The organism is Thermus altitudinis (assembly GCF_022760835.1).
In the GTDB taxonomy this organism is placed as follows: domain Bacteria; phylum Deinococcota; class Deinococci; order Deinococcales; family Thermaceae; genus Thermus; species Thermus altitudinis.
In genome coordinates, this window is record NZ_JAKTNQ010000058.1 from 1,376 (window position 1) to 5,069 (window position 3,694).

The window sequence follows — 3,694 nt, forward strand, 5'->3', positions numbered from 1 at the left end:
CAGCCCCGTAGGGGCTATCTTGAGGTCCAGGACCTCACGCACCTCTGCGGGCAGCACCACCCGCCCCTTAGAACCCACTTGGACTAGGAAGTGGGTCTTTTCAGCAGTAGACCCCATACCCTAATAGTACCCCCTTCTGGTAAGGACGTCCGGCCTCTGCCCATCGTACTTGTGCTTTCCTTGGGAATAGGGGTGGGTTGGCTGGCGGCAGCTGCTTTGGCCCGCACCGCGCGTCTCCTGGTGTCTGGGTGGGCTGCCGCCGTGGGACCCTTTAACATCCGGATTAGCTAGGGCAACAAACTTCAGCCACAGGAACCAACAACAGGCGGTCCTCCACCTCCAGACGCATGAAGGGGATGTCATATACCATCTCTAGGATCGAGGGCGAGAGGACCTCATGGGGCCTTCCCAAAGCTGCCATCCGGCCGCGGTGCAAGAGCAACACCCGATCCGCCACTTGTGCTGCCAGGTTCAGGTCGTGGAGGACAATCAGCACGCTGCTGCCCGCCTTGGCCAACTGGCGTAGCAACCGGAGGACCTCCAGAAATCGGTAGATGGGGTTCAAGGATAGCTCCTTCTGGAACCCCTCCCTCACCCAGGCCCGCAGCTTGGGCCCCGTCCACAGGCCCCCGTCGGGTGGGGGGCCTTCCAAGACCTGGAGCAGAGCCTGGCTCTCTTCCGGGCTCAGCTTGGGCTTCCGTCCAGGGTTAGGGTGCCGCCTATCCGGCAACGCCCCCGGGCCTTCCCGGTGGTACCGGGCCAACACCAGGTGAACCCCGCGGAGGCTGCGATGGAGAGTCCGGGCAATCTCCTTGGCTGTGCTTCCTTGCAGCGCATGATAGACCGCTAGCCAGCGAAGGGCTTCTATGGCCTTCCGGGCCCTGTGGTGGTGCTACAGGGCTTCCTCGGGTTTGGGGTGGGGGGCTACAGTGGGCTCGGGTGAAGGAGACAACAAAAAGGATATTAAACTACCTCGGCTGCCAGCCAATCCGTGGGGGAAATGTTGAAAACAGCGTTTTTAGCCTCGTAGAGGATTAAAACGGGCCGAGCGTGCCATGGGCTTTCTGGGGCCTCCACGAGGCGCATGTCCGCACCGGAGGGGCTATCTTGGGGGCCAAAGGAGCACGCCGGTCTCAGTCTTCCAGGAACTCCAACCCCCACCGGCGACCCGCATTCTGGGCTTCCTGCCGGATGCGGGCCACGGTGGCCTCCTCCTCGGGAGTGGCGGGCTGGACCCGGCTCAGCAGGTCCAAGACCAGGGGGATCTCATAGACGGCAGGCAACCACTCCGGCTGGTCCGGGTCGTCCAGGAAGGGACGAATCGCCAGCCAGGCGTCTACCGCCAGGGTGAGCGGGTCCTTGGGAAGATCCGGTCGGGCCATAGGGCGACCTCAGCACTCCTGCTGGCAGTATAGCCCGTGACCAGGGCCCCGTGAACGAGGTCATGGACAACCATCGCCCAGCGCTTTAGGCTTTGGCCAGTTTACAAAAACGTTAGCCTTGTCAAGGAGTGAAACGTTGCCAATAAACCGTGCTACTTGGCGGCGGAGGTATTGTTGCAAGCAGCGTTGGCATCCTAGGCGATTAAAATGGGCAGCGCTGGAAGTGTGCCTGCCCCTAAAAAACCTGGCCTCCATGAGGGTTTAGGTGGGGATAAAGGATCCCCTGGCCTGCCTGCGCTCCCAAAGGGTGCAGGTCACCGTGCTCTCGCCCCTGGAGATCGGGCGCTTCCGGGACCGGGTGGCGGGGGTGGTGCAGCGCTGGATGAACGAGATCGGGGGAACCCTGGTGGTCCAGGCGGAGGTGGACAAGAAGCAGGTCCGTTGATGCTGAGGCGCCTCGAGGAGCTCCTTCTGGCCTTTCTCCTGGGTGGCATGGCTACCCTGGCCTTGGCCAACGTGCTCAACCGCTACCTGCTCCATTACCCCCTGGCCTTCACGGAGGAGCTCCTGGTGAACGCCTTCGTCTGGGCAACCCTCCTGGGCATCGCTATCAGCCTGCGGGAGGGCCAGGAGGGGGCCCATATCCGTTTCGTGGCCCTGACCGAGGCCCTGCCGGCGGGCTGGCGCCGGGGTTTCATCGCCCTGGGGTTCGCCGTGTTTGCCCTTCTCTTTCTGCTTCTGGCCTACCTGGCCTGGGGGCAGGCCCGGGACGACCTCGTCCTCAGGGCCACCTCTCCCTCCCTGGGCCTGCCCAACGCGGTCTACACCCTGCCTACCCCTTTCCTGGCCCTTTGGGTAGCGTTCCGGGCCCTGGAGGGGGCGTGGCGGAGCCTCAAGGGGTGAGGGCGTGGATCTTGGCATTCTGCTCATCGCCTGCTTTGTGACCCTCCTCCTGTTGCGGGTCCCCGTGGCCGGAGCCCTGGGCGCCAGCGCCGTCTTGGTGATCGCCATGGGTGGCCTAGGCCTCCAGGTGGTCTCCTTCAACTTCCAAGCGGGCATCGCCAAGTTCCCACTCCTGGCCATCCCCTTTTTCATCCTAGCGGGGACGGTGATGGACCGGGCCGGGATCGCCGAACGGATCGTGCGCCTCCTTTTGGCGGCGGTGGGCGGCTGGCGGGCGGGAGCCGCGGTGGCCACGGTGCTGGCGGGCATGTTCTGGGGAGGCGGTATCCGGCTCTGGACCCGCCACCTTGGCCGCCCTTGGAGGGATCCTCATCCCCATGATGCTGCGCCAGGGTTACAGAAAAGGAGGGCGTGGGGCGCCATAATGCCCCGGACCTTCAGTCCGGGGATACATGGACCCCCCACAGTGGGCTACACTAGGGGCAAATGGTCCAGCGGTGTACGCCCACCCTGGACCCGGCACCACCTGAGTGGGAGGTGAAGCACATTCAGGATAGCACCTACAAGAAGGCTTTCAGGTACCGCCTGTACCCCACTAAACCCCAAAGGCAGGACCTGGAGAAAGTCCTTTCCCTGTGTCGTCAACTCTATAACGCCGCCCTACAAGAAAGGAGGCATGCCTATAGGAAAGCCCAAAAGTCCATCAGCGCCCATGAGCAAATGGGGTATCTCCCCCAAATACGGGCCGAGCTGCCGGAGTATAAACTTGTCCATTCCCAAGTTCTGCAGGATGTAATAAAGAGGGTAGACAGGGCCTTCCAAGGTTTCTTCCGGAGGGTCAAGAAGGGACAGAGGGCCGGTTACCCCCGCTTCAAAGGAAAAGGACGGTATGACTCCTTCACCTTTCCCCAAGCTGGGACTACCGGGGTCAAGATTCAGAAGGACGGAAAGCGGGTTCTTCTCTACGGCATCGGCTCGGTGAAGCTAAAGCTTCACCGCCCTTTGGAAGGGAAGATAAAGACGGCTACCATCAAGCGGGAGGGGGATGACTGGTACATCATCTTCGTCTGCGAGACTGAGCCCAAACCCCTACCCGAAAGCCATGAGGCCGTTGGCCTAGACCTAGGCACCAACCCTCACTTTCTTGTCACCTCCGACGGGGAGATGGTAGAAGCTCCCAGGTACTACCAGAAGACCCAGGCCAAACTTGCCAATACCCAACGCAACCTTTCCCGAAAGAAGCGGGGCAGCCACCGCTACAAAAAGGCCACGAAAGGGCTTGCCAAACTGCACCAAAAGATCGCCAACCAACGCAAAGACTTCCACCACAAGCTTGCCAGGAGTCTTGTGAACCGCTATGGCACCATAGTTCATGAGGACCTAAACGTTTCTGGCCTAATGCGTTCTCG

General features: G+C 61.7%; 7 protein-coding genes. 4 read left to right on the plus strand and 3 right to left on the minus strand.

Annotation, left to right across the window (positions count from 1 at the left end; genetic code table 11):
• The 3 genes from L0D16_RS12655 to L0D16_RS12180 all read right to left on the minus strand — a co-directional run.
• Positions 1-117 (minus strand): AbrB/MazE/SpoVT family DNA-binding domain-containing protein (locus tag L0D16_RS12655; RefSeq protein WP_423247874.1); only part of this gene is annotated, 117 nt, incomplete at its 3' end.
• A gap of 166 nt (positions 118-283) precedes the next feature.
• Positions 284-868, minus strand: a complete 585-nt coding sequence (locus L0D16_RS12175) for a helix-turn-helix domain-containing protein (RefSeq protein ID WP_341474630.1) — start codon at positions 866-868, stop codon at positions 284-286.
• 265 nt (positions 869-1,133) lie between these two features.
• The gene (locus tag L0D16_RS12180) at positions 1,134-1,382 is read right to left on the minus strand and encodes a hypothetical protein (RefSeq protein ID WP_243032451.1); all 249 of its coding nucleotides are present in this window, start codon (positions 1,380-1,382) and stop codon (positions 1,134-1,136) included.
• 265 nt (positions 1,383-1,647) lie between these two features.
• Here L0D16_RS12180 and L0D16_RS12185 point away from each other — a divergent pair, with 265 nt between their 5' ends.
• The 4 genes from L0D16_RS12185 to L0D16_RS12200 form a co-directional block, all read left to right on the plus strand.
• Positions 1,648-1,827, plus strand: a complete 180-nt coding sequence (locus L0D16_RS12185) for a hypothetical protein (RefSeq protein ID WP_243032452.1) — start codon at positions 1,648-1,650, stop codon at positions 1,825-1,827.
• Entirely contained in the window at positions 1,827-2,285 is a 459-nt protein-coding gene (locus L0D16_RS12190; protein WP_243032453.1) for a TRAP transporter small permease, read from the plus strand. The genes L0D16_RS12185 and L0D16_RS12190 overlap by 1 nt, the downstream gene beginning before the upstream one ends.
• 4 nt (positions 2,286-2,289) lie before the next feature.
• Complete coding sequence (locus L0D16_RS12195; protein WP_243032454.1) at positions 2,290-2,826, plus strand: TRAP transporter large permease subunit; 537 nt, start codon at positions 2,290-2,292, stop codon at positions 2,824-2,826.
• On the plus strand, positions 2,772-3,694 hold a 923-nt coding region (locus L0D16_RS12200), incomplete at its 3' end, for an RNA-guided endonuclease InsQ/TnpB family protein (protein ID WP_243032455.1). The genes L0D16_RS12195 and L0D16_RS12200, both read left to right, overlap by 55 nt.